A 21,983-nucleotide genomic window follows, 5' to 3' on the forward strand; every position below is an offset into this window, starting at 1 on the left:
GTCTTGCCATGATCGACGTGGCCAATCGTGCCAATGTTCACATGAGGCTTTGTACGCTCGAATTTACCTTTTGCCATAGTCTCTTTCCTTGGACGGCCTGGACCTTCAGTTCAGTCGAATGCGGGGCGATTAGCGACTGCGGCCGAAAAACACAAGTGCCTTGTGGCCGGGGCTTTCTCACCCGGTCTGAACCAATGATCCGGTTTTCGGGGGTGTGGCGCGGATATAGGAACGAACAAGAGGAAATGGTACTGGCGAAGATAGGTTCCGCGGATACCGGCATTCGGTGGATTGGTAATCGCCGCTTCCGCCTGTCTGCCTTGCCGGATTTACAACCGGATCTGGCCCATTGCCGGTGTGACGCCGGTCTGATTTTCTGATCCGATGCATTACATTCCGATCGCCATCCGCGGCCCGCTGTTCATGATCCTGTCGACCGGGTCCTATGTCGCCAACGACACCATGTTGAAGCTCGCGACGGTAGGGCTGCCGCCCTATGAAGTGCTGTTTCTGCGCGGGATGGCGGCAACGCTGTGGGGCATCCCGTTGCTGCTTGCCCTGGGCTACGCCAGGCAGATCCCGCTTATCCTCGACAGGAGAGTGCTACTGAGAAACCTGCTCGAGCTGGCGGCAATCCTTTGCTACGTGGTGGCGCTCGCCAACATGCAGATCGCCGATTCGACCGCCCTGGGGCAGATCACTCCCCTGCTCATGCTGATTGGCTCCGCTGTCCTGTTCGGCGAACGGATCGGGGGCCTGCGCATGGCGCTGATCGGGCTCGGCTTCATCGGAGCGGTGATGGTGGCGCAGCCGACCATGCAGGGAATCTCGGTCTACGCCTTGCTGGCGCTCGGCAATGCGGCATTCGCCGCCGCGCGCGATCTCGCCGGGCGGCGGGTCGCCGCCGACGTGCCAGGAATGATCGTCGCAATTTCCGCGGTGGTGGTGGTGCTGGTCGGCTCAGGCGTCGCGCATCTGCTGTCCGAGCGTTGGGTGATGCCCGAGACGCATCATTTGCTGCTGTTGGCCGGGGCCGGATTGTTCCTGATCTTCGGCCATTTCTTCATCTTCATGGCCTATCGCGCAGGGCCAACCGGGGTGGTGGCGCCGTTCTACTACTGCTTCACCGTCTGGGCGGTCATTTCGGGGCTGGTGGTGTTCAGGCAATTGCCGAACGCGCTGGCGATCAGCGGCATCCTGCTGGTGGTGTCCAGCGGGCTGACCATCGTGTCGCTCGACGAGCGTAGGCGCCGACTGACCGTCGTCGCATAATTTGGGCAGTGGTGACCAAAACAACGGTTACACCACAAATGTCAACTTGGCCGCTGCCCGCAAAAAATGGAGAAACCTGTGACAAGCCAGGAGAACGTCGGCAATCGCATGCTTGCCGGAAAATGCCTGTGCGGCGCCGTGCAATACGCGGTGGCCGACGAGTTCATCTACGCCGCCAACTGCCACTGCTCGAACTGCCGGCGCACCACCGGTTCGGCCTTCAAGCCGTTTGCCGGCATCGAGCGTGAGAGACTGAGCCTGACCAAGGGCGAGGACAACCTCCTGATCTTTGGCGAGGAGACCGGCCACGACGTGCACTGCAAGACCTGCGGCTCATTGCTCTATTCGGTCGTCCGCGACGGCGCCTTCGTGCACGTCGCCATGGGAACCCTCGTCGACGAGCCGACCATCCGCGCGACCCAGCACATCTTTGTCGGCTCCAAGGCGAAGTGGTTCACGATCGCCGACGACCTGCCTCAACATGAAGAGCATGTCGCCGGAGGCGCCGACTGAAGACCTGGCGATGTCGATGACGGCATTGCCGCTCAGGCACTACAGAACCGCCACAGACAGTGACACGCAGTGACACGGCGCATTTTCAAGGAAGTTATTTTCGATAATGACTTCAACAGCATGCTTGGAGCGGGTAGCGGGAATCGAACCCGCATATTCAGCTTGGAAGGCTGCTGCTCTACCACTGAGCTATACCCGCGCCTTTCACCCGAAAACCGCTATGCACTTTTCGGTCCGATGCTTTGCGTTTCAGGCTTCCAGGCCGGCAGTGGTGGAGAGGGTTGGATTTGAACCAACGTAGGCATAGCCAACGGATTTACAGTCCGTCCCCTTTAACCACTCGGGCACCTCTCCAGTCTGCCGCCGGAGCCATGCAACGAGGCATCGACGCGTCGCAACCGCGTGAGCAGCCCTTCGCGAAGCGCCTTATGGCGGCAGCGCCCAAAACTGTCAACCGCAACATCCCGGCAAAACGCGCTGAATTTCTTGACGACCCGCCGAGCAGGGTATCCGGCTGTATCCATAGACAGACGACACGGCTATAGAACCGGCCATGAGCAACGATAACAAGCCCAAGACCCCGAAAGACACCCACTACGCCAAGCTGCGCCGTGCGCATCGCGACGAGAAGAGCGGCGGCGCGCCGGCGTTCAGGCCGCGCCAGCCGGTGCCGCCAGGAGAGACAGCAGCGGACGGCCTGGTGCGGCTTTACGGCCTGCACACGGTGCGGGCGGCACTCGACAATCCGCGCCGGCGGATCAAGAAGATGCTGGTGACGCGCAACGCCGCCGAGCGGCTGGCGATCGCCGACCTCGCCGCCCTGCCCTTTGAGACAGAGATGGTCGAGCCGAAAGTCATCGACAAGGTCACCGGCTCCGATGCCGTGCATCAGGGCGTGCTGATCGAAGCCGAGCCGCTAAAACCGAAGCGCCTCGATGCGCTCGGCGATACAACGCTGGTGCTGGTCCTCGACCAGGTTACCGACCCGCATAATGTCGGCGCGATCCTGCGCTCGGCGGTCGCCTTCGGCGCCGGCGCGCTGATCACCACGGCGCGCCACAGCCCGCATGAATCCGGCGTGCTGGCGAAGTCGGCCTCCGGCGCGCTGGAGCATATCGACCAGATCGAGGTAAAGAACCTTGCCGACGCGCTTGGCCAGCTGCACGAGGCCGGGTTCCAGACCATCGGCCTCGATTCCGACGGACCGGCGGAACTCGAGAAGAGTTTTTCGGGAGAAAAGATCGCATTGGTGCTGGGCGCCGAGGGCAAGGGCCTCCGCCAGAAGACCCGCGAGACGGTGACGACGCTCGCCCGGCTCGACATGCCCGGCGCCATCCGCTCGCTGAATGTGTCGAACGCCGCGGCGGTGAGCCTTTATGCGGCGAGGAAGTTTTTGGGGTAGGGGAGTAAGGGAGTAGGGACGTGCAAGTTTGCCGCATGCCGTGAATAGACATTTCCTACTGCCCTACTGCCCTACTGCCCTATTCCCCTACTGCCCTATTCCCCTAGCCCATGTCCCGCCATTCGCTCCAGCGCCCTGACCAGCGCCGAGTGATCCTCCTTGGCGCCGCCATTGGCCGCGCAGGAATTGAACAATTGCTGCGTCGTCGAGGTGTTGGGCAGCGAAACGCCAAGCGCTTTTGCCCCTTCCAGGGCGAGATTAAGATCCTTCTGATGCAATTCGATGCGGAAGCCCGGCGCGAAGCTGCGCTTGATCATGCGCTCGCCATGCACTTCTAGAATGCGCGAGGCCGCTAGCCCGCCCATCAGCGCTTGTCGCACCTTGGCCGGGTCGGCGCCGGCTTTCGACGCAAAAACAAGGGCTTCGGCGACCGCTTCAATGGTCAACGCAACGACAATCTGGTTGGCGACTTTGGTGGTCTGGCCGACGCCGTTGGGGCCAACCAGCGTGATGTTCTTGCCCATTTTTTCGAACACCGGCCTGGCGCGCTCGAAGGCCTTTTCCTCGCCGCCGACCATGATGGTCAGCGACGCGGCCCTGGCGCCGACCTCGCCGCCCGACACCGGCGCATCGAGATAGTCGCAGCCGAGGTCGTTGATCTTCCTGGCAAAAACCTTGGTCTCGATCGGCGAGATCGAGCTCATGTCGATGACCAGCTTGCCCCCCGTCAAACCCGAGGCGACACCGTTTTCGCCAAACAGCACGTCGGCCACCTCAGGCGTGTCGGGAACCATGGTGATGACGATGTCGGCCGTTTTCGCAACGGCGTGATGGCCGGTGACGGTCTTCAGACCCTTGGCGACGAGACCGGCCGGCGGTTTCGAGCGATGGTCGCTGGCGACGACGGTGTAGCCGGCGTCGAGCAGATGCCCCGCCATCGGCGCGCCCATGATGCCGAGGCCGATGAAACCGATTGTGTCCATTGATGTTCTCCCTGGTATTTTCCTTGTTAAGGCCGTGTTCCTTCGCGCCCCCTCTGGCCCGCCGGCCATCTCCCCCACAAGGAGGGAGATTGGATGTCACCGCCGCTTTCGCCAATTTTCGACGTTGGAAAAGTAAAAGCCGGCGCCGGAACTGCCGATCTCCCCACCCGTGGGGGAGATGGCCGGCAGGCCAGAGGGGGGCGCGAAGGAACTCGACTTCAATAATTCTTGACCCCTACGCCGCCGCACTGCCCTGCCCGGCAAACTCCCGGAACCAACCCAGCCCGGCTTCCGTGTTGGCCTCCGGCTTGTACTCCGCCCCGACCCAGCCGGTATAGCCGATGCGGTCGATGTGGTTGTACAGGAAAGGAAAATTGATCTCGCCCGTCCCCGGCTCATGACGGCCGGGATTGTCCGCAAGCTGGATATGCGCAGTGCGGCCGAGGTTTGCCTCGATGGTGCGGGCGAGATCCCCCTCCATGATCTGCATGTGATAGATGTCGTATTGCAGGAAAAGGTTCTTTGAACCGACGCGGTCCATGAGCGCCAGGGCCTGGTCCGAATAGTTCAGGAAGAAGCCCGGAATGTCGCGCGTGTTGATCGGCTCGATCAACAGCCTGATGCCGGCCTGCGCCAGCTTCTCAGCTGCGAAAGCCAGGTTTTCGGCGAAGACATCTTCCATCACTGAACGCTCGACGCCTCGCGGCGCGATGCCGGCGAGGCAGTTGACCTGTTCGCAGCCCAGCGCATGCGCGTAGGTGATCGCCTTGGCGACGCCTTGCCGGAACTCGGGAACACGATCCGGCAACACCGCAATGCCGCGCTCGCCCTTGCCCCAATCGCCGGCCGGCAGGTTGAACAGCACCTGCGTCAGGCCATTCTTCTTCAGCCTCGCCGCCACGACATCGGGCGCATGGTCATAAGGGCCGATATATTCGACACCCCTGAAGCCGGCGCGGGCGGCGGCATCGAAGCGGTCGAGGAAATCGTGCTCGCCAAAGAGCATCGAGAGATTGGCTGAAAAACGCGGCATTCTTTTTTCTCCTTGTTTTCGCCCGGCCCAAGCTGTGGTGAGATTCAGGTCAGGCCGAGCCGGAGTCGAAGACGGGCGCGAAGCGACCAAACTAGGTGGGTTCCGAGAACCGGAGCGGAGCGTACTTTTGGTACGTGAGCACCGGAAGTACCAAGAAACCGCCGTTTGCAGGCCGGCATCACCTGAATATCAGCGCAGCTTAATCCAGCATGACGATCGCCGTGGGGGCATCTTCATGGTGTTCGGCAAGCTCCTCGAACTCGGTGATCTTGTCGATTTCGGTGCCCATCGAAATGTTGGTGACGCGTTCGAGGATAAATTCGAGCACGACGGGAACCTGGTGCTCCTTCATCAGGCGCTGCGCCTGCTTGAAGGCGCCGGCGAATTCCTCCGGCCTGCGCACCCGGATCGCCTTGCAGCCCATGGCCTCGGCAACAGCAACGTGGTCGACGCCATAGCCAGCCTCGGGATCGTCTTTGCGGTTGACGTTCTCGAAGGCGAGGCTGACCTCGAAATCCATCGAAAAGCCGCGTTGCGCCTGGCGGATCAGGCCGAGGTAGGCATTGTTCACCACGACATGGATATAGGGCAATTTGTGCTGCGCGCCGGCTGCCAGTTCCTCGATCATGAACTGGAAATCATAGTCGCCGGACAGCGCCACGATGTTGCGCTGCGGGTCGGCGGCGCGAACGCCAAGCGCTGCCGGCAGCGTCCAGCCGAGCGGGCCGGCCTGGCCGCAATTGATCCAGTTGCGGGGCTTGTAGACATGCAGGAACTGCGCGCCGGCGATCTGCGAAAGCCCGATCGTGGTGACATAGGTGGTGTCGCGGCCGAATGCCTTGTTCATCTCCTCGTAGACGCGCTGCGGCTTCAGCGGCACCTGGTCGAAATGCGTCTTGCGCTTCATCGTCTTCTTGCGGCTCTGGCATTCTCTGGCCCAGCCCGACCAGTCGCGCAGTTTCCGCGCCGTCCTCCATTCGGTGGCGACGTCGAGCAGCATTTTCAGTGCCGCACCGGCATCCGAGACGACACCGAGATCCGGCGCGAAGACACGGCCGATCTGGGTCGGCTCGATGTCGACATGGATGAATTTTTTGCCCCTCGTGTAGACGTCGACCGAGCCGGTATGGCGGTTGGCCCAGCGGTTGCCGATGCCGAAGACGAAGTCGGCCTCGAGCATCGTTGCGTTGCCGTAGCGATGCGACGTCTGCAGCCCGCACATGCCGGCCATCAGCGGATGGTCGTCGGGAATCGCGCCCCAGCCCATCAGCGTCGGGATCACGGGCACGCCGCTGACTTCGGCGAACTCGATCAGCAGATCCGAGGCATCGGCGTTGATGATGCCGCCGCCGGCAACGATGACAGGCCTTTCGGCCGCGTCGAGCATCGCCAAGGCTTTCTCGGCCTGGCTGCGTGACATTGCCGGCTTGAACGGCACCAGCGGCTCATAGGCATCGATGTCGAACTCGATCTCGGCCAGTTGCACATCGACCGGCAGGTCGACGAGAACCGGCCCCGGCCGCGATGAGCGCATCAGGTGGAACGCCTTCTGCAGCGCCATCGGCACCAGGTAGGGTTCCATGACGGTGACCGCCCATTTGGCGACGGGCGCGGCGATGGCGGCAATGTCGACGGCCTGGAAATCCTCCTTGTTGAGACGCGCCCGCGGCGCCTGGCCTGTGATGCAGAGGATCGGGATGGAATCGGCCGCGGCCGAATAGAGCCCAGTGATCATGTCGGTGCCGGCCGGGCCCGAAGTGCCGATGCACAGGCCGATATTGCCTGACTTGGCGCGGGTATAGCCCTCGGCCATGTGCGAGGCCGCCTCGACATGGCGCGCGAGGATGTGGCGGATGGTGCCCCTCGCCTTCAGCGCCGAATAGAACGGGTTGATCGCCGCACCCGGCACGCCGAAGGCGCAGGAAATACCTTCCTTTTCGAGAACGAGAACCGCTGCATCGACTGCGCGCATTCTGGCCATGTCAGCCTCCACGGAATGTGTTGATGACCGAGAATGCCAGTGCGCCGACTATTTTTCAATTTTTTCAGAATATTTTTTCATTTCTGAGAAACGGCGTCTACATCATGATTTCATTATGTTTTCTGTTTTCCAGGAAATTGGCGTGGCAAGCCAGTGAAAAACTTTTTCATTGCGCATCTGGCGAAATCGGCAAGAATGCCGCCATGGAAACCACCGAAAAACGCCAGCGCGGGCGGCCGCGTGCCTTCCACGGTCCGTCCGACGCCGCTTCGGTGCAGTCGCTCGACCGGGCGCTGCGCATCCTCGCCATCGTCGCCGACGGCAGCGGTCTGTCGCTGAGCGAGATCGCCGCGCAGAGCGGCCTCCCCGCCTCCACCGCCTACCGCATGCTGACGACGCTGGAAAACCACGGCATGGTCGAGTTCGACGGCACCGACCAGCTCTGGTCGATCGGCGTCGAGACTTATCGCATGGGCGCGGCGTTCCTGCGCCGCCGCAAACTGGTCGACCGCGCCCGCACCGTTATGCAGGAACTGATGGAGAAGACCGGCGAGACCGCCAATCTCGGCGTCGCCGAAGACGATTGCGTCGTCTTCGTCAGCCAGGTCGAGACGCATCAGGCGATCCGCGCCTTCTTCCGGCCGGGCACGCGCAGTTCCTTCCATGCGTCGGGCATCGGCAAGGCGGTGCTGGCGCATCTCGAGCCGGAGCGCGTCGGCGCCATCCTGCGCCGGGCCGGGCTGGAGCGCTTCACCGAAAAGACGCTGTCCGACATCTCGGCGCTGGCCCGCGACCTGGTGACGATCAAGCTGCGCGGCTGGTCGGTCGACGACGAGGAGCGGCATCCCGGCATGCGCTGCGTGGCCGCCGCGATCTTCAACGAGTTCGGCGAGCCGATCGGCGGGGTTTCGGTTTCGGGACCGACAGTGCGGGTGACGCCGGAGCGGCTGGTCGAGATCGGCCCCCTGGTGCGCGAAGCCGCAACGGAAATAACCAGGATGATTGGTGGTCTGCCGCCCCCTTCTTCACCAAGCCGCGCCGCCGAACCGGGTTCACTTTTCGAGATTGGCGCTGCGCGCTCACCTTGACAGCCGCCCGGCTACGGCCAAGTTTGCGTCCACCTTCCGCCAGCCGACGCCCGAAAGACGCATGAGCCTCCAATCCGTCAAAGCCTTCTTCGCCGAATATGCCCCCGACATCGAGGTGATCGAAACGCCGACAAGCTCGGCGACCGTCGCGCTCGCGGCCGAGGCGCACGGCGTCGAGCCGGGGCAGATCGCCAAGACCATCTGCCTGCGCGTCGGTGACCGGGTCATGCTGGTCGTCGCCCGCGGCGACGCGCGCATCGACAATCGCAAATCGCGCGATGCATTCGGCGGCAAGCCGCGCATGCTCGATGCCGAGCAGGTGGCCGAAATCACTGGCCATCCGATTGGCGGCGTCTGCCCCTTCGGCCTCGCCTCGCCGTTGCCGGTCTATTGCGACGTATCGCTGCGCGCCTACGATCAGGTCGTGCCAGCGGCCGGCGCAACCAATGCAGCGGTGAAAATAGGCGTCGAGCGCATGGCAGCGCTGACCGGCGCCGAATGGTGCGACATCTGTCAGGATGAGCTAGGCCCCGGGCACCGCGCTCTTGGTCGATAGGTCGTAGAAATCAAGCAGCATCGCCAGCCCAACTCCGCAGGCGGTGAAGATGAGGCCGGCGATGAAGATGCGGGTGGCGCGTTCATAGACGCGTCGCTGTAGAGACGTTGTGTCGAGCAGCAACCGCAGCGCTCGTATCTGCAAGGCAATGCCTATCAAAATCGGCACGACGGCTGCCAGGTGATAGATTTCCCAGGGGAGCGGGTTGGCGGCCCAATGCGTGATGAAGCCCAGCGAGAAAGCCAGTAGAATGCCGACGGTGGTGATCGTGCCGTTGCGGAAATCCGTCTCAATCTGCTCTTCCTTGGGTTTGTGCTCGTCCAAGCGTCCCTCTCCCTCTGGTGCCTTCACCGCCAGACTAAGCTGTCGAAAAATCCCTGTACATCCCTCGCTGGAACCGGTTGCGGTGCCGGTTCAATTTTGCAACCCAGACAGCTGAAAAAGGGGCAGTGGGTGCCCCTTTTTCCCTTGCCTGAAACGGTCCACCTCCCCTCAAAGCCGGCAGCGGTGACGATAGCCGTCGTAGCCGACATAGGTGTCCGAGTACGGATCGTAACTCTGATAGCGGTTGAGGCAGCGCCGGACGTGCCATGAGCCGCCATTTTCCTCGATATAGACGGTGCGCGGCTGGGCGAGCGCGCTGCCGAGCAGGAAGCCGCCGACGCCGGCGGCGATGCCGATGCCAAGGTGCTTGTTGTGATGGTGCTTGTGATGGGCGGCCGAAGGCTGAACGGTGCCGGCCAGCATGGCGGCGGCGACAGTGGTGGCGATGAGGCCGGAAACGATGGTGCGCTTGAACATGACGATCTCCTTGCTGCGTTGTCTGAGAGGCGATCCATCCCGCCTCTTGACCATCAGTCGTTGCAGCAAGGAAAAAGGTTCGACGGTTTTTTTGGATTTTTTCAAAAGCGCAAAAGCGGCCGAACTGAACAGGTTTGCAGTCAGGCGCGCAAATTACGACCGGCGAGAGCGCCGATCGACAGTCGCACCGGCGGGAGGCCTCAGCCCATGCCGGTGATATGGCGCAGCCAGAAGGCAAGCGCGATGAAGCCGATAATGGTGGTGACGCCGGTCCAGTCGACGTTTGCGCCCTTCAAATCCTTGATGAGCTTCACCAGCAGAATCCAGGCCACGACGACGATCAGGGCAATGACGACAAGTCTGATCATGCGACACCCTCGCCTATGCGATTGCACCTTCGATCAATATAGGAGGCGAATTGGCCGTTTTCAGGATGCCCGCGCCGGCAGCTCCGGCGCGTTCGCCGACAAAACAGAGTTTTGTCAATACTGGCGCAACATATGCTAACCGGAGCGCCGTGCCCTTGTAGCTCAACTGGTAGAGCAGCGGTTTTGTAAACCGAAGGTCGGCGGTTCGATTCCGTTCGGGGGCACCAGCAAAATCAAATACTAGAAATAATCCGGCCATTTGTCTTGTTCTTCCACAGTAAGGGTAACGACACGGGGTAACCAGACGTACATGCTAGATGTCTCCGCCGCCATTGCGGGATGGAAGTTGAGCGAAGCGGAACCGAAGTGTTACCCGTGGTACTTCAGGTGACCGCTATCTGAATCCCACGCCCCCCGAATAGGATGGCCCGCCTGCGAGCAGGTTGGCCAGATATCACTGACGTCTTTGCGGATGCTTTCGGATAGCAACAAGCACCGCGCCGTCATCCAAGCTACATTCAACAGACCCTACCGCGGCCAGCGCCTCAGTGGCATCCACCGAATCCCCACCCGGTCCAGGCCCTCTGATAACGAAATGTCCTTTCTCACATGTGAAGTCCCACTTGTGCAGCTGCTTGTACGATTCCGTCTTTCCTTCGTTTTCAGCATGATAAAGCACGACGAAACCATCATGTTTTGTGACCGAGAGCATCTGTTGTATTGCCTTGAGTGGACTAGCCGTGTGGTCTATACAATTTTGTCCATGCACGATGTCGAAACTGTAATCGCCAAATTGGGTGATAAGATTTTCGGCGTCACCAAAGACTGTTCGCACAAGAGGTCGGATCCCAAAATCTCTCAGAACTTGATCATATTCTGTTGCCAGCAGGTCAGTTGCAGTAATCATGATCTCTTTCGAGGCATGCACTTTGCCGAGCTTCGTCAAGGGGCCAGCGCCCACATCGAGTATGTAAACTGGGTTGGTCATCAACCTGTCGACATATCGCCCAACGTGATCCTGAATTGGGAAATTGGGGTCAAGACGTTCCTTGTAGTCCTCTGGCCAGAATGATCCCTGAGTGGAGAACCAGTGTCTCCAAAACAGAACTTCGTCTCTGAGCTGTTGGGATCGGCTGTCTCCCTCCAGCCAGCGCAGGATCTTTCGTCCGAGCCGCCGAGCCCTAGTCAACACCGATGTCGATCTTCTCAGAGACCCTTCTCTAGCCATGACGGAAATCCTCGCGGTGAAGAGGGTTTACGGTCCGCTCTGGCCACGACGACAACCAGGGCAATGACGACAAGTCCGATCATGCGACACCCTCGCCTATGCGATTGCATCTTCGGCCAATATAGGAAGCGAATTGGCCGTTATCAGGATACCCACGCCGGCTGCTCCGGCGCGCTCACGGGCAAAACAGAGTTTTGTCTTTACTGGCGCAACAAATATGCTAACCGGAGCGCCGTGCCCTTGTAGCTCAGCTGGTAGAGCAGCGGTTTTGTAAACCGAAGGTCGGCGGTTCGATTCCGTCCGGGGGCACCAGTTTCCACCCGGCAATCCCCAGAAATCAAGGAATTCAAGGGTTTCAACGTCCCCCCGAGGTACGCCAAAAGGTACACCGAGGGGTACATGAAGGATGAAATGGCACCGGAGCATGTCCAGCCGCGCGGCAATCGGAAGGTCTATCGTCGGAAGGTTCGCCTCGGCAAGACCTGATGCCGAGGTGCGCAAGTAGTATGACCCCCTGGAAGCGGCAGGAGGCCGTGAAAGCGGCAGGTGACTGCAAGATGCTATTCGCCCGTTACGGTCAATGAAGGCGGCGGTGACAAAGCCTCGGCTGCGCTTGGCAAGCACGTTAGAGCCGCCGTAGCGGACAGGAAGGTCACCACCTACTCATTGCGCCACCTCATGGAGGATTTTCTGGTTATTGCTTGGGCTCCTGAGAAGCTGAAGCGGTCCATCATGGGCCACTCAGGGGCGGCGCTGCTACTACCGACTATCTGAACCTATTGGCTAAGCAAGGCTTCGGCGTTAGTTTATGCTGGCCGGCCGCACACAACAGGAGTGTAGCCATGAAACTGCTCTTTTATCTCGCGTCGGTAACATTAGCGCTCTCGGCCTCCAGTGTCGCCGCTGAACTCACAGCGGAGGTTCCCCAGGGAGATCCCGAGTTCACTGCAAAAGCGATGTCCGCTGCCCCGGCGGATATCGGGAAGGATGCCACAATCATTCGGATAGGTGATGGCTTCAAGGTGACGCCCATCAAGACCGGAACGAACGGATGGACTTGTGCTGTCGATACGACCGGCGAGCCGTGGTGTGCCGATGCCGCCGGGCTTGAATGGTTCAAGGCGATTTCCACCAAGGCCGAGCCGCCTGACAAGACCGGCTTCGTCTACATGCTCGCCGGCGACTTGGGCACCAGCAACCATGATCCCTATGCGACTGACAAGTCGCATTGGGTTCAAACGGGTCCGCACGTCATGATAGTCGGGAAGGCGGCGCACGAGATGGCGGCCAGTTATCCGAACAGCTTGGACGCCGATCCAAAGCATCCCTACGTGATGTTTCCAGGGACCAAGTACCAGCACCTGATGTTCCCTGCCGACGTGGCAGGCCACAGCTAATAGCAGCCTCCACCGCCGCGTCTTGGCCGGTCGCGGCGGAGCTCATCGCTCTGGAAGAGGCTTGCGAGCCCGTTTCCCGGACCGATCATAATCGCCGGCACCTGAAAAAAGTGCGGTGGCTTGAGGATCGAGCGTGAATGGGAGGAAGTTGACCGCGAATGGGATGTGCAACGGCCACTCTTGGCCAAACAAGGTTTATAGAAGGTACACCGCTCAGCCACAAAAAGGTACACTGAGCTTAACGGTTTCTGGGAAGAGGCCATTATATCCACTTGAGTTTTCTTGGTAAGTTCGGTGGACGCTCCAGTTGGATTTGGCCCTTAGCGCCGTCTGGGGGCACCAGAAAACTTCGACTTCTTGCGAGAGCCTCGAGGGCGCTCGATATCTGCTCATCCCCGATTTCCACAGGCCGGGGCCGTCAGGATTGGTAGCACATCAGCTTCAATGCATATATTCACCGGCGGAACCCACAGTATTCCCTAGTGGAAACCATAGGAGTCGCCGTTGGAGCAGAAACGCACGATCGCACCCTTTATTGGCGGCATGTATGGCAGCCTTGCTGCCCTCGCGTTGGCGTTCGGTTTCCGCTTCCTGATGATTCCCGATCCTGATCCAAGCTCGCAAGCAACGATAACCCTTTCAGGACTGGCCTTTTCGATTTGTTTCAGCCTGACCTTCCTTCGCGAGCATCGACGCCAAATCGCTGCCGCGAGAGAATTTCTCGGCCGCCCAAGATCGTATCGGGACTAATCTCCCGCGTTCTGCAACGCAAAGCGCCCATGCCCTCCCCAGGTCCTCCGGGTCGTGCCCAGGGAATCAGAACCAATGGAAGCACCAGGGATGCGGACCGGCCGGCATCTCCTGCTCCCGGCCATTCTAATGCCATTCGATTAAAATGCGCCTGTGTATATTAGCAATCGCTCAATTTAGCGGGCCGACAATGTCTGTGTGGTGGGCTAAACAACGGGTGGTGTTATGCGAAGCGACTTCGCTGCAGCGCGCGAGCTCTTGGAGTGTGCCCAAAACCGGCTCTGCGGCATGGACGAAACGAGCCAACGCGTCGGCGAGGCACTCGACTCGCTGATTGAAGAAATAGCCATCGCGGAATTCCGCAAGGCGCCATTGACCGTCGTGCCGTTCCCGCGCGCACGGCCACCCAGGCATGCTCGGTAGACCGCAAATCGCGCCAATATGGGAAGTCAGCAGCGGGAGCATCACCAACTGAATTGAACCTACGCGAGGCGTCCGGCCACCAGAAATCCCATGGGGAGATCCCGCTCCTCATACCGCGATCGCCGCCACCAGAATCCGGTTCTGCCGGCGTATCGCGGCGCGCAATTCGGCAATTCTGGCCCCGTCGCGCTTCACGAACTCGATGAACATCATGTTCATGTTGTTGAACACCAGTTCGCCCAAGGCGTGTCCATCGATATCCCGGCGCGCCAGGCCGAGCCCCTGCAGCCGGGCGATCAGCGCGCGGATCTGTTCGGTCAGCGCCCGGTCGAGCGCGGTATAGGCCTGGCCGAACGGGCTGTCGGGCAGTTGCGTTGAGATCGCCATCGCCTGCCGCCACATCTCCTTGCTGAGATAATGCAGCGAATGCTCGATATAGATGCCGAGCAGCGTATCGAGCGCATCGCCGACATTGGCCGGCGGGTTGGCGACGACGCCGCGCCCGGCATTGAGCACCTCGTTGACCTCCATCGAGACGATGGCGCCGAGGATATCGCCCTTGTTCTGGTAATAGTTGTAGATCGTGCCGACCGAGACCTCGGCCTGAGCGGCGATGGTCTCGATCTTGGCGCCTTCATAGCCGGCGTCGCGGAAAAGCTCCGCCGCCGCCTCGATGATGCGGCGATGCCGATCCGCCTTTTGCCTTGCCCGCAATCCGCTCATATCGGCTATTTGCCATAAAAACAGAATTGACTCAATTTTAGAATTGGTTCAATTTTTGTCACAAGCCAAAAAGGCAAGGGAGAACACTCGATGCGCATTAATCTGAAGACTCCGAATCCAAATACTAAAAATCCGCTTTCCGTTCTGAAGAGCCATCTCCACGCCGCTTGTGCTGCGGCAGCACTGCTGCTAGCGACGGGCAGCTTCGCTCAGGCTGCGGATCTCAACGCTCTGATCTGGTGCGATCACGCCGACCCGGCGCTGCTGCAGCCTTTCGAGGAGGCCAATGGCGTCAAGGTCAATGTCAAGGAGTTCGAAGGCACCGGTGCCGGCATGGCCATTGTCGAGCAGTCGCAGCCCGGCGACTGGGACGTGATGGTGATCGACAGCATCGACATACCGCGCGGTGTCGAAAAGGGCCTGTTCGAGCCGCTGCCGGAAGACAAACTGCCGCTCGCCGACCTCTTTCCCCAGGTGAAGATGGACAGCTCGACCGTAGTCAACGGCAAGCGCTACGGCATCACCGAAAAATTTGGCTACAACACCATCGGCTACAATAAAACCAAGGTCGATCCGGCCGACATGCAGTCGCTTGCCGCGCTGACCGGCGACAAGTACAAGGGCAAGATCGCCATCTATGACTACTATCTGCCGGTCATCGGCATGGCAGCACTGGCGATCGGCAAGAAGACCGCCGAACTGACCGAGGCCGACCTTCCCGCCATCAAGGAAGAGCTGCTCAAGATGAAGGCCAATGCCAAGCTGGTCGGCGAGGTGACCGCGAGCCAGACGGCGCTGGCGACCGGCGAGGTCGACATTCTGGTCGGCGGCGGCGAGTGGGTGACGGCCGGGCTGGCCAAGGAGAACCCTGCCCTCGACTTCTCCATCCCGAAAGAAGGTGCTGTGCTGTGGTCGCAGTCGCTGGCCATGTTCAAGGATTCCAAAAACAAGGACATGGCGCTGAAGTTCATCCAGTACATCATGAGCCCTGAAGGCCAGGCGCGGCTCGCCACCTCGGCCTGCTATTGGGGAATGCCGGCGAATACCAAGGCGGCTCTGACCGATGAGCAGAAGAAGATCCTGCGCTTCGCCGAGCAGCCGGATTTCCTCGCCCGTGCCCAGCCCTACCCGGCGCCGAACGCCGATCTCGACAAGAAAATGCAGGACGTCTGGACCGAAATGCTGCAGGCGCAGTGACCGGTCGCCGGTCGTGAGCGCTACTGGAAACACAGGGCGTGCCCTGCCCTGGGCGCTGGTCACGCCGGCGCTCGGCTGGACGCTGCTGTTCTTCGTGCTGCCTTTTCTGGCCATGGGGTTTTCCAGCCTGACGGCGCATGACGGCGGCGGCTTCACCCTGTCCAACTACAGCCAGTTCTTCAACAATCCGGCCTATTGGCAGGCGATGGTGAACTCGCTGCAGGTCACCGCCATCGTCACAGTGGTTTCGGTGCTGCTCGCCTACCCCTTCGCCTGGATCCTGGCCGAACAGGTGCCGGAGCGCTGGCAGCGGCTGGCGCTGATGCTGGCGGTGCTGCCGTTCTGGACCTCCTATGTCGTGCGCTCCTATTCCTGGCTTCTGGTGCTGGCGCAGAACGGCGTGATCAACCGTGCGCTGACCGGCTCCGGCCTGTTTAGCGAGCCGCTGCAACTCGCCAACACACGGCTGGCCACGATCATCGGCTTCGTCCATTTCTTCGTCATGCTGTTGACGCTGACGATCTTCGCCAATCTGAAGCAGCTCAGCCCGAGCTACCGCAAAGCCGCCGCCGATCTCGGCGCCGGGCCGGTGCGCACGTTCCTGCATGTCGTCCTGCCGCTGACCTTGCCCGGCATCATGGTCGGCGCCTTCCTCACCTTCGTGCTGTGCATCGGCGACTACATCACGCCGCAGATCCTCGGCGGCAACAACGAGCTTTTGATGCCGCAGCTGGTGATGATGCAGATCGGCCGGCGCGGCGATTTTCCGCTCGCCTCGGCGCTGTCGATCATCCTGATGGCGGTTGTCACTGTCGCCTATCTCGCCTGCGCCCGCTGGCTCAAGATCGAGCGGGCCTGACCATGCGCGCTCTTGTCCGTATGGTGTCGTGGATCTATGCCGTAGCAATCTATGGCTTCATCTTCCTGCCGGTGGTCGTGCTGGTGCTGTTTTCGCTGCAGGCGACGTCGTTTCCGATCCCGCCCTTCACCGGGCCGTCGCTGCGCTGGTACGACGCCGTGCTCGCCGACACGCGGCTGACCTCGGCACTGGTCAATTCGCTTTTGGTCGCGGCTCTCTCCTCAGCTGCAGCCGTCGCGCTGGGTTTCCTCTCTGCCTGGGGTTTTGCGCGTTTCGCCCTGCCGGGCTCAGGCCTGATGCGCGGGCTGATCACGTTGCCGTTGACAGTGAGCTATCTCATCATCGGCATGGGATTGCTTGTGCTGTTCAACTGGGCCGGCGTGCCAAAATCGCTGCTTGCCGCCGGCATCGGCCATGTCGTTATCAACCTGCCGTTGTGCTTTGCCATCATCTACAGCCAGATGGGCGACCACCAGATCAATATCGAGCGCGCCGCGCGCGACCTCGGCGCGCCCGAATGGAAGGTGCTGCTGCTGATCACCGTGCCTGTCATGGCACCGGCGATCTTCGCCGGATTCTTCCTGTCGATGACCTTCTCCTGGGACGAATTCGTGATCTCGTTCCTGCTGACGCGCTTCGACACGACGCTGCCGGTCGAGATCTGGAACCTGCTGCGCTCGGGCCTCAATCCCAAGACCAACGCCGTCGGCTCGCTGGTCTTCGCCGTCTCCATCGTGCTGGTGGTGTTTTTTGAACTGATGCTGTTGCGGAGGAAGCCGGCATGACCGCGCCACTGGTCGATATAAGCTCTGTCTCGCACCGCTTCGGCCAGCATACCGTGCTGAAGAACGTCTCGCTGACGATCGAACCGGGCAGCTACACGATCCTGCTCGGCCCGTCGGGCTCCGGCAAGACGACGCTGCTGTCCATTCTCGGCGGCTTCGTCACGCCGAGCGAAGGCAAAGTGCTGATCCGCGGCGAGGACTGCACCGCCGTGCCGCCGGCGAGGCGGCCGACGACGACGGTGTTCCAGGACTATGCGCTGTTTCCGCATATGAGCGTCGGCAGCAATGTCGGCTTCGGCCTACGCATGCAAGGTGTCGATGCCGCGACACGGGCCGCGCGGGCGCGCGAGGCACTGGCGCTGGTCGGTCTGGCGACTGCCTTCGACAAGAAGCCGCACCAGCTTTCCGGCGGCCAGCGGCAGCGTGTAGCGCTAGCCCGTGCCCTTGTCGTCGAGCCGGCCGTGCTGCTGCTCGACGAACCGCTCGGCGCGCTCGACCTAAAATTGCGCCGGCAGATGCAGGACGAACTGAAAGCGATCCAGAAACGGGTCGGCACAGCCTTCATCCACGTCACCCACGATCAGGAAGAGGCAATGGCGCTGGCCGACCATTGCGTGGTGATGAATGACGGGCGCATCGAGGACGAAGGGCCGCCAGAGCGCGTCTATGCGCGGCCGGCGACACGCTTTTCCGCGACCTTCATGGGTGAAAGCACGCTGATATCGGGAACGGTAACGGCGGCGAAGGACGGAACAATCACTGTCGCGACGCAGGTCGGACCGCTTTCGCTGACCGGCACATTGCCGGCCGGGACGACTGTCGCCCTCGCCGTCCGTCCGGAGCATCTTGTCCTCGGCGCGGCCGGCGGCGCTGTAGGGTTCGGCACGGCCAAGGTGAGCGACGTTGTGTTTCAAGGCAGCTTCAAGCGCGTGCTTGCTATCTCCGAGAAAGACCCGGCGCTGCACTTCATCGCCAGGGCTCCCGCCGCTGCGGCCGTCCAGCCGGGCGACATCGTTGCTGTTTCGTGCGAGGCTGGCGACATCATCTTTTTGACGAGTTGAGCCATGGGCGCGCTTCCGGTCATTGATGCAGCGAACTGGTATGAAACCATCCGCATGGGTGATGGCGTGACGCTGATCCACGAGCCGTGGATCAAGCCGTTCTTCCGCTGCAACATCTGGCATGTGCGCGGGCGCGACCGCGATCTCCTGTTCGACACCGGCCTCGGCCATTTCAGCCTGCGGCGCCATGTGCAGCTAGTGACGGAGCGAAAGCTCGTTTGCGTCGCGAGCCACACCCATTTCGATCATATCGGCTGCCATCACGAATTTCCGGACCGCTACGTGCATGTGGCCGAAGCGGAAATCCTCGCCGATCCGCGCAATGAGTGGACGGTCGCCGACCGCTATGCCACCGACGCAATGTTCGACGGAATGCCGCAAGGCTGGGATACCGCGCGCTACCGGATCCTGCCGGCGCCGGCCGATCGCCTGCTCGAACAAGGCGATGCGATCGATCTCGGCGACCGCGCCTTCGAGGTGATCCACACGCCGGGCCATTCACCAGGCGGCATCGCGCTCTATGAGAGGAAGACCGGCATCCTGCTTTCCGGCGACGTCGTCTATGACGGCCCGCTGATCGACGACGTCTATCATTCGGTCGTCGACGACTATGTCGAAACGCTGCAGCGGATGCGCGAGCTCGATGTTGCGGTCGTGCATGGCGGCCACTTCCCGAGCTTCGGCAAGGTGCGCTACCGCCAGCTTATCGACGAGTATCTCGCACAAAAGCGGCAGGCCGGCTGTCATCTGTTGCAGGCGCGATAAGCACCGGCTTCTCGCGTCGCGGCAAGTGCCTGGCGAATTCACAGAGCCCTTTGCGGACACGGTGTGCCGGCGGCGTCGCCGCAGCGTGAAGCCGTGGGCTGGGGTCTCAAACTCGTCTCTTCCGACTGGCGCACCAGTTGGGCAAAGGCAAGAGCAAAACTTCCCAGCATCAGGACGATGATAATCAGGCGTGTTACCGGCAATAGATTGGTCCGACTGGCTGGCCCCCACGCCGCCCACCCACTGCCGGCTAACATGGTCGATCCGGCTTTACGAGAGTTTAATCTCCGTCTTAACCATCACATTCGCTTGTCACTTGACACGATGCGCGAGCACCTGACCGGCAGCTCTTCCCGGCGCTGTGTCGAGCAGCGCCACATGCCTCCCTTTGCAGATTTGCCCGCCCATGCTAACCCGGCGCTGGCGCGGCCCAAGCAACCGGGCGCCACCAGCCGGTCGCCACCAACCGTCGACATTGGGGAGCCATGAACAAAGCCGCCAGCCGTTTCGCCTTCGTCTCGTCCGACACAGCCGACGCCAAGGCGGCGCTGGAGAGCCTGTCGGCGCGCTATGGCCAGGCGTCCATCGAGGATGCAGAGATCGTCGTCGCCCTCGGCGGCGACGGCTTCCTGCTGCAGACCTTGCGCGACACGATGAGCACGGGAAAAAAGGTCTACGGCATGAACCGTGGCACCATCGGCTTCCTGATGAACGAATACCGCGCCAGCGGTTTGACCGGGCGCATCGCGGCGGCCGTTGCCGAAACGATCCGTCCGCTGGAGATGCAGGCGGTGACGGCAGAGGGCGAAACGATCTCGGCGTTGGCGATCAACGAGGTTGCGCTGTGGCGCCAGTCCTACCAAACGGCCAAGATCCGCATCACCGTGGACGGGCAAGTGCGGCTGGAGGAATTGAACTGCGACGGTGTGATGGTCGCGACACCGGCCGGCTCGACCGCCTACAACCTCTCCGCGCACGGGCCGATCCTGCCGCTTGACGCGCCGCTGCTGGCGCTGACCCCGGTCAGTCCGTTCCGCCCGCGCCGCTGGCGCGGCGCGCTGCTCTACAACAAGGCGACCGTTCGTTTCGACATTATGGAGCCGGAAAAGCGGCCGGTGAACGCCGCCGCCGACCACACCGAGGTGAAGGCCGTAACCTCGGTTACGGTGCAAGAATCGCCAACGGTGACGGCGACGCTGCTGTTCGATCCGAGCCACTCGTGGAATGAGCGCATTCTCGCCGAACAGTTCCGTTACTGAGCCGGTACGGCGATAGCCAGTTCGATTAAGCATCGCGATTAAGGTTACGACTTCACAATCATGCCAATCCCCGCCCGTTTCTGTTGACAAATCGTGGGCTTGCGCCTACCTGCAATACCAATCTTGCAGGCGCGCGGCGCTTGCCGCGACTGCTTATGTTGCGCCCCCGAACCAGCCAAAGACAGCCAAACTTGTCCTCAGACGCCCAGATCGCTCAAGAAGCGTTGACCTTCACAGACCTCGGCCTGTCGCCGAAGGTCATTTCCGCAGTCACCGATGCCGGTTACACCGAACCGACGCCGATCCAGGCCGGCGCCATTCCGCACGCCTTGCTCGGCAAGGATATTTTGGGCATCGCCCAGACCGGCACCGGCAAGACGGCCTCGTTCGTGCTGCCGATGCTAACCCGCCTCGAAAAAGGCCGGGCCCGCGCTCGCATGCCGCGCACGCTGATCCTCGAGCCGACGCGCGAGCTTGCCGCGCAGGTCGAAGAGAATTTCATCAGATACGGCAAGAACCACAAGCTCAACATCGCGCTGCTGATCGGCGGCGTGTCGTTCGACGAGCAGGACAAGAAGCTGGAGCGCGGCGCCGACGTGCTGATCGCGACGCCCGGCCGCCTGCTCGACCACCGCGAGCGCGGAAAGCTTCTGCTCAACGGCGTCGAAATCCTCGTCATCGATGAGGCCGATCGCATGCTAGACATGGGCTTCATCCCCGACATCGAGCGTATCTGCGAGATGATCCCGTTCACCAGGCAGACGCTGTTCTTCTCGGCGACGATGCCGCCTGAGATCACCAAACTCACTGAGAAATTCCTGCACGCGCCGGTGCGCGTCGAGGTTTCGAAGGCCGCGTCCGCCGCCACCAACATCGTCCAGCGGCTGGTGAAATCCGGCTCGAAACCCTGGGACAAGCGCGAAACGCTGCGCAATCTGATTAGGGCCGAGGATGCGGAGCTGAAGAACGCCATCATCTTCTGCAACCGCAAGATCGAGGTCTCGGAGCTTTTCCGCTCGCTGCTGAAATATGATTTCGACGCCGGCGCGCTGCATGGCGACATGGACCAGCGCGCGCGCATGCAGATGCTGGCCAATTTCCGTGACGGCAAATTGCGCTACCTCGTTGCGTCGGACGTTGCGGCGCGCGGCCTCGACATCCCCGATGTCAGCCACGTCTTCAACTACGACGTGCCGATCCATGCCGAGGACTATGTCCACCGCATCGGCCGCACCGGCCGCGCCGGACGCTCGGGCAAATCCTTCACCATCGCCACCAAGTCCGACACCAAATACATCGACGCGATCGAACGGCTGATCGGCAACAAGATCGAGTGGCATGACGGCGATCTGTCGACGGTCGTCGCCAGCGAGGGCGGAGAGGACGATGCTCCCCGCCGTGGCCGCGGCGCCCCCCCCCCCCCCCGCCCCCCCGGCCGAGGCCCCCAAGGCAGGGGGGGCCCCCACCCCCCCCCCCCCCCCCCCCCCCCAAACCCACCCGCCGCCCCCCCATAGGCGCGCCGGGGCCACCCCCGGGGGG

The 21,983-nt window shown here is 61.6% G+C and carries 22 protein-coding genes, 4 tRNA genes and 1 pseudogene; 16 read left to right on the plus strand and 11 right to left on the minus strand.

Going from position 1 to position 21,983, the window contains the following annotated elements:
• Positions 1-77: pseudogene (locus AC0L3N_RS06035) on the minus strand (GTP-binding protein); the annotation flags it as partial.
• Between the two features lie 307 nt (positions 78-384).
• Between AC0L3N_RS06035 and AC0L3N_RS06040 the strand changes: the two are divergent.
• Together AC0L3N_RS06040 and AC0L3N_RS06045 are read left to right on the plus strand one after the other, a co-directional pair.
• On the plus strand, positions 385-1,272 hold the full coding sequence (locus AC0L3N_RS06040; protein WP_473546362.1) for a DMT family transporter: 888 nt from the start codon (positions 385-387) through the stop codon (positions 1,270-1,272).
• A gap of 66 nt (positions 1,273-1,338) precedes the next feature.
• Positions 1,339-1,785 carry a GFA family protein gene (locus tag AC0L3N_RS06045; protein ID WP_473546364.1) on the plus strand — a complete coding sequence of 149 codons (447 nt, stop codon included), beginning with the start codon at positions 1,339-1,341 and terminating at the stop codon, positions 1,783-1,785.
• A 125-nt stretch (positions 1,786-1,910) separates the two neighbouring features.
• Here the strand turns inward: AC0L3N_RS06045 and AC0L3N_RS06050 are convergent.
• A tRNA-Gly gene (locus AC0L3N_RS06050) sits at positions 1,911-1,984 on the minus strand.
• A 70-nt stretch (positions 1,985-2,054) separates the two neighbouring features.
• Positions 2,055-2,139 (minus strand) — tRNA-Tyr (locus tag AC0L3N_RS06055).
• Positions 2,140-2,338: 199 nt separating this feature from the next.
• Between AC0L3N_RS06055 and AC0L3N_RS06060 the strand changes: the two genes are divergently transcribed.
• A complete protein-coding gene (locus tag AC0L3N_RS06060; protein WP_473546366.1) occupies positions 2,339-3,187 on the plus strand; it encodes a TrmH family RNA methyltransferase in 849 nt (282 codons plus the stop codon).
• 95 nt (positions 3,188-3,282) lie between these two features.
• Here AC0L3N_RS06060 and AC0L3N_RS06065 read toward each other — a convergent pair whose 3' ends face one another.
• The 3 genes from AC0L3N_RS06065 to gcl all read right to left on the minus strand — a co-directional run bounded on the left by AC0L3N_RS06065 (position 3,283) and on the right by gcl (position 7,184).
• Complete coding sequence (locus AC0L3N_RS06065) at positions 3,283-4,170, minus strand: 2-hydroxy-3-oxopropionate reductase (RefSeq protein WP_473546368.1); 888 nt, start codon at positions 4,168-4,170, stop codon at positions 3,283-3,285.
• A gap of 235 nt (positions 4,171-4,405) precedes the next feature.
• The gene (otnI, locus tag AC0L3N_RS06070; RefSeq protein ID WP_473546370.1) at positions 4,406-5,203 is read right to left on the minus strand and encodes a 2-oxo-tetronate isomerase; all 798 of its coding nucleotides are present in this window, start codon (positions 5,201-5,203) and stop codon (positions 4,406-4,408) included.
• 199 nt (positions 5,204-5,402) lie between these two features.
• Positions 5,403-7,184, minus strand: coding sequence for a glyoxylate carboligase (gene gcl, locus AC0L3N_RS06075; protein WP_473546372.1), 1,782 nt, complete (start codon positions 7,182-7,184; stop codon positions 5,403-5,405).
• A gap of 203 nt (positions 7,185-7,387) precedes the next feature.
• On the opposite strand from gcl, the gene bhcR reads away from it, so the two are divergent.
• Entirely contained in the window at positions 7,388-8,272 is an 885-nt protein-coding gene (bhcR, locus tag AC0L3N_RS06080; RefSeq protein ID WP_473546374.1) for an HTH-type transcriptional regulator BhcR, read from the plus strand.
• A 61-nt stretch (positions 8,273-8,333) separates the two neighbouring features.
• The gene (locus tag AC0L3N_RS06085) at positions 8,334-8,828 is read left to right on the plus strand and encodes a YbaK/EbsC family protein (protein ID WP_091591224.1); all 495 of its coding nucleotides are present in this window, start codon (positions 8,334-8,336) and stop codon (positions 8,826-8,828) included.
• Here AC0L3N_RS06085 and AC0L3N_RS06090 read toward each other — a convergent pair.
• From AC0L3N_RS06090 to AC0L3N_RS06100, 3 genes are all read right to left on the minus strand, one after another.
• A complete protein-coding gene (locus tag AC0L3N_RS06090; RefSeq protein ID WP_473546376.1) occupies positions 8,796-9,152 on the minus strand; it encodes a hypothetical protein in 357 nt (118 codons plus the stop codon). The genes AC0L3N_RS06085 and AC0L3N_RS06090 overlap by 33 nt on opposite strands.
• Positions 9,153-9,320: 168 nt before the next feature.
• Positions 9,321-9,629, minus strand: a complete 309-nt coding sequence (locus tag AC0L3N_RS06095; protein ID WP_473488698.1) for a BA14K family protein — start codon at positions 9,627-9,629, stop codon at positions 9,321-9,323.
• Between the two features lie 200 nt (positions 9,630-9,829).
• Complete coding sequence (locus tag AC0L3N_RS06100) at positions 9,830-9,997, minus strand: hypothetical protein (protein WP_473546378.1); 168 nt, start codon at positions 9,995-9,997, stop codon at positions 9,830-9,832.
• 151 nt (positions 9,998-10,148) lie between these two features.
• Between AC0L3N_RS06100 and AC0L3N_RS06105 the strand changes: the two genes are divergently transcribed.
• Positions 10,149-10,224, plus strand: a tRNA-Thr gene (locus tag AC0L3N_RS06105).
• A 227-nt stretch (positions 10,225-10,451) separates the two neighbouring features.
• Here the strand turns inward: AC0L3N_RS06105 and AC0L3N_RS06110 are convergent.
• Positions 10,452-10,985, minus strand: coding sequence for a class I SAM-dependent methyltransferase (locus AC0L3N_RS06110; protein WP_473546380.1), 534 nt, complete (start codon positions 10,983-10,985; stop codon positions 10,452-10,454).
• 476 nt (positions 10,986-11,461) lie between these two features.
• Here AC0L3N_RS06110 and AC0L3N_RS06115 point away from each other — a divergent pair.
• The 3 genes from AC0L3N_RS06115 (at position 11,462) to AC0L3N_RS06125 (ending at position 13,372) form a co-directional block, all read left to right on the plus strand.
• Positions 11,462-11,537 (plus strand) — tRNA-Thr (locus AC0L3N_RS06115).
• Positions 11,538-12,067: 530 nt separating this feature from the next.
• On the plus strand, positions 12,068-12,622 hold the full coding sequence (locus AC0L3N_RS06120; RefSeq protein WP_473546382.1) for a hypothetical protein: 555 nt from the start codon (positions 12,068-12,070) through the stop codon (positions 12,620-12,622).
• Positions 12,623-13,126: 504 nt separating this feature from the next.
• Positions 13,127-13,372 carry a hypothetical protein gene (locus AC0L3N_RS06125; RefSeq protein WP_123151014.1) on the plus strand — a complete coding sequence of 82 codons (246 nt, stop codon included), beginning with the start codon at positions 13,127-13,129 and terminating at the stop codon, positions 13,370-13,372.
• A 531-nt stretch (positions 13,373-13,903) separates the two neighbouring features.
• Here the strand turns inward: AC0L3N_RS06125 and AC0L3N_RS06130 are convergent.
• Positions 13,904-14,518 (minus strand): TetR/AcrR family transcriptional regulator, encoded by a 615-nt coding sequence (locus AC0L3N_RS06130; RefSeq protein WP_473546384.1) that lies wholly within the window; start codon positions 14,516-14,518, stop codon positions 13,904-13,906.
• A 90-nt stretch (positions 14,519-14,608) separates the two neighbouring features.
• On the opposite strand from AC0L3N_RS06130, the gene AC0L3N_RS06135 reads away from it, so the two are divergent.
• The 7 genes from AC0L3N_RS06135 to AC0L3N_RS06165 all read left to right on the plus strand — a co-directional run bounded on the left by AC0L3N_RS06135 (position 14,609) and on the right by AC0L3N_RS06165 (position 21,958).
• Positions 14,609-15,715, plus strand: a complete 1,107-nt coding sequence (locus AC0L3N_RS06135; protein ID WP_473546386.1) for a polyamine ABC transporter substrate-binding protein — start codon at positions 14,609-14,611, stop codon at positions 15,713-15,715.
• A gap of 13 nt (positions 15,716-15,728) precedes the next feature.
• Positions 15,729-16,574 carry an ABC transporter permease gene (locus AC0L3N_RS06140; RefSeq protein WP_473546388.1) on the plus strand — a complete coding sequence of 282 codons (846 nt, stop codon included), beginning with the start codon at positions 15,729-15,731 and terminating at the stop codon, positions 16,572-16,574.
• Positions 16,575-16,576: 2 nt separating this feature from the next.
• Entirely contained in the window at positions 16,577-17,359 is a 783-nt protein-coding gene (locus tag AC0L3N_RS06145) for an ABC transporter permease (protein WP_473546390.1), read from the plus strand.
• Positions 17,356-18,420, plus strand: a complete 1,065-nt coding sequence (locus tag AC0L3N_RS06150; RefSeq protein WP_473546392.1) for an ABC transporter ATP-binding protein — start codon at positions 17,356-17,358, stop codon at positions 18,418-18,420. The genes AC0L3N_RS06145 and AC0L3N_RS06150 overlap by 4 nt, the downstream gene beginning before the upstream one ends.
• Positions 18,421-18,423: 3 nt before the next feature.
• A complete protein-coding gene (locus AC0L3N_RS06155) occupies positions 18,424-19,185 on the plus strand; it encodes an MBL fold metallo-hydrolase (protein WP_473546394.1) in 762 nt (253 codons plus the stop codon).
• Positions 19,186-19,670: 485 nt separating this feature from the next.
• On the plus strand, positions 19,671-20,444 hold the full coding sequence (locus tag AC0L3N_RS06160; protein ID WP_473546396.1) for an NAD kinase: 774 nt from the start codon (positions 19,671-19,673) through the stop codon (positions 20,442-20,444).
• A gap of 191 nt (positions 20,445-20,635) precedes the next feature.
• Complete coding sequence (locus AC0L3N_RS06165; RefSeq protein WP_473546398.1) at positions 20,636-21,958, plus strand: DEAD/DEAH box helicase; 1,323 nt, start codon at positions 20,636-20,638, stop codon at positions 21,956-21,958.
• Positions 21,959-21,983: the final 25 nt, after the last annotated feature.

The sequence above is a fragment of the Mesorhizobium sp. WSM4807 genome, assembly GCF_055811615.1.